2 protein-coding genes are annotated in these 2,044 nt (G+C 59.4%); one reads left to right on the top strand and one right to left on the bottom strand.

Annotation, left to right across the window (positions count from 1 at the left end; translation table 11 throughout):
• Window positions 1-112 precede the first annotated feature (112 nt).
• Window positions 113-850 (top strand): hypothetical protein, encoded by a 738-nt coding sequence (locus VQ044_RS24875; RefSeq protein WP_327649202.1) that lies wholly within the window; start codon window positions 113-115, stop codon window positions 848-850.
• Here the strand turns inward: VQ044_RS24875 and VQ044_RS24870 are convergent.
• Window positions 813-1,763 (bottom strand): IS5 family transposase, encoded by a 951-nt coding sequence (locus tag VQ044_RS24870; protein WP_442880767.1) that lies wholly within the window; start codon window positions 1,761-1,763, stop codon window positions 813-815. The genes VQ044_RS24875 and VQ044_RS24870 overlap by 38 nt on opposite strands.
• Between the last annotated feature and the right edge of the window lie 281 nt (window positions 1,764-2,044).

The following is a 2,044-nucleotide window of genomic DNA, read 5'->3' as shown; positions in this document are numbered from 1 at the left end:
ACCGGGACCCCCTCGAAATTCCTCGCAGCTTCTTTGAACGCATCACTGCCGCCGCGTGCTACCCGGCGTGAATGGCCAAAGTCGAGCTAAGGCGATCGGCGCCGATCCATTGATGAAATATTCAGGCGTGGTGTCCGGGGTTTTCCACCACCGTGTCTTCATCACAGAGTCTGACGCTGATGCCATGTTCTATGGCGCGATCCTGGACCTGCCGGCAGTGCATGGCGATGTTGCGCCCGATGTCCTCTTTGTTCAGGCGGGTGGCAAGCATCGTATGGGCGCTCTGGCCGGTGCTCTTCGCTCTCTCGACGTCACCGTTGATATCATCGCCGATATCGATGTGCTCAATGACGAAATTACTTTTCGGCGACTTGTTGAAGCGCTGGGCGGCGATTGGGCCTCGGCCGGGTCAGATGCAGTCCCGTTAAAGAAGGCCATCGAGCAGCATAAACCGTGGTTGAACTCGGCAGAGGTCGTGAATGGCGTCTCGGGGATATTATCTAAAGCTCCCCAATCAGGAGAATTTCCACGTAATCTAAAGGGCGAGATCGACGCGATATTTCGCAAGGCTTCTCCATGGGATGCGATCAAGGAGGCCGGTGCGGCCGCAGTCCCGGCCGGCCAGGCAACGGTCCACTGGACGTCACTCCTGGCCTATTGCAGCTCGATAGGTTTGTGGATTGTCCCCGTGGGTGAATTAGAGGGCTTCTGCAAGACGGTGGGTGGTCACGGGCCAAAATGGACGCAGCGTGTGCTCGAAACTTACGATCTTCCTAGCGCACCAGAACTTGGTGAGAGCCTGATTCAAAAGTTCACGAGTAGATGCAATATCTTGCGATGCGCCTCGTGAGCATGCGGATGCTGGCCACGAGTGTCCAAGCGGTCGCGCTTTCGATTGATCGTTCCCAGTCTTTTGCGAGACGGCGGCATCGGCCGAGCCAGGCGAAGGTTCGCTCAACCACCCAGCGGCGGGGCAGAACTTCAAACCCTTTGGCCGTGTCCGATCGCTTGATGATCTCGATCGTCCAGTCGCCGTGTCCGCGCAGCGAGCGCCTCAGCTTGTCGCCGGCATAANGAAACCCTTGGCCGTGTCCGATCGCTTGATGATCTCGATCGTCCAGTCGCCGTGTCCGCGCAGCGAGCGCTTCAGCTTGTCGCCGGCATAGCCGCCCCCGGATCAAGTCCGGGGCAGGCTTGGCGAAGATGTGGCGCAGCCACGGAAAGCGATAGCGCAGGGACTTCAGCACCGTCGTGGCGCCGTCACGATCCTGGACGTCGGCGGAATGAATGACGACCGTCAGCATCAGACCGAGCGTATCGGTCACGATGTGGCGCTTGCGTCCCTTGATCTTCTTTCCCGCGTCATACCCGCAAACGCCACCGCTTTCGGTGGTTTTGACACTCTGGCTATCGATCACGCCCGCTGTCGGACTGGCCTCACGCTCTTCCAGTTCGCGAGCGCCGATCACCAGAAGGCCGTTGATCGTTGAAAGAAGCGCGCTGTCGCGCCAGTCGTAGAAATAGCCGCGAACCGTGGAGGCTGGTGGAAAATCCGTGGGCAACATGCGCCACTGGCAACCACTCGACGCGATGTAGAGGATAGCGTTCATCACCTCCCGCAGACAGGTCGTCCGCGGCCTGCCGCCGCGCTTGGCCGGTGGCAGCATCGGCCCGATCAACGCCCATTCCCGATCCGTCAAATCGCTTGGATAGCGAACGCATCTGCGGCTATGCTCAAGCCGAGCGGTATCATCCCAGGCCATCTCGATTCCCCATCGTCTCGACAACGTAGGGGAATCACAACCTGCTGATATCGCTCAACTCCTTTTCGCTCAGGCTCTGAGGCGCGCGATTTCATTTCGCAAATATGGAGAAGACTATGAAGTCGGCGGTCTGGCTCGGATAACCGTCGGATGCTCTGCCCCAACCAATCCGGCGTCGGCAACTTCGCGTTCTCGGCCGCCTCGTCTTCCATGGACAGACGCGATGCAGGACTGGTCGCGACGTCCAATGAAGGTCGTCATCCCGGCCTTGAGCCGGGATC

This window comes from Aurantimonas sp. C2-5-R2 (genome assembly GCF_036549495.1).
GTDB lineage: Bacteria > Pseudomonadota > Alphaproteobacteria > Rhizobiales > Rhizobiaceae > Aurantimonas > Aurantimonas coralicida_A.
The sequence above is the reverse complement of the archived record's forward strand: the minus strand, read 5'-3'. Positions and strand labels throughout refer to the sequence as shown.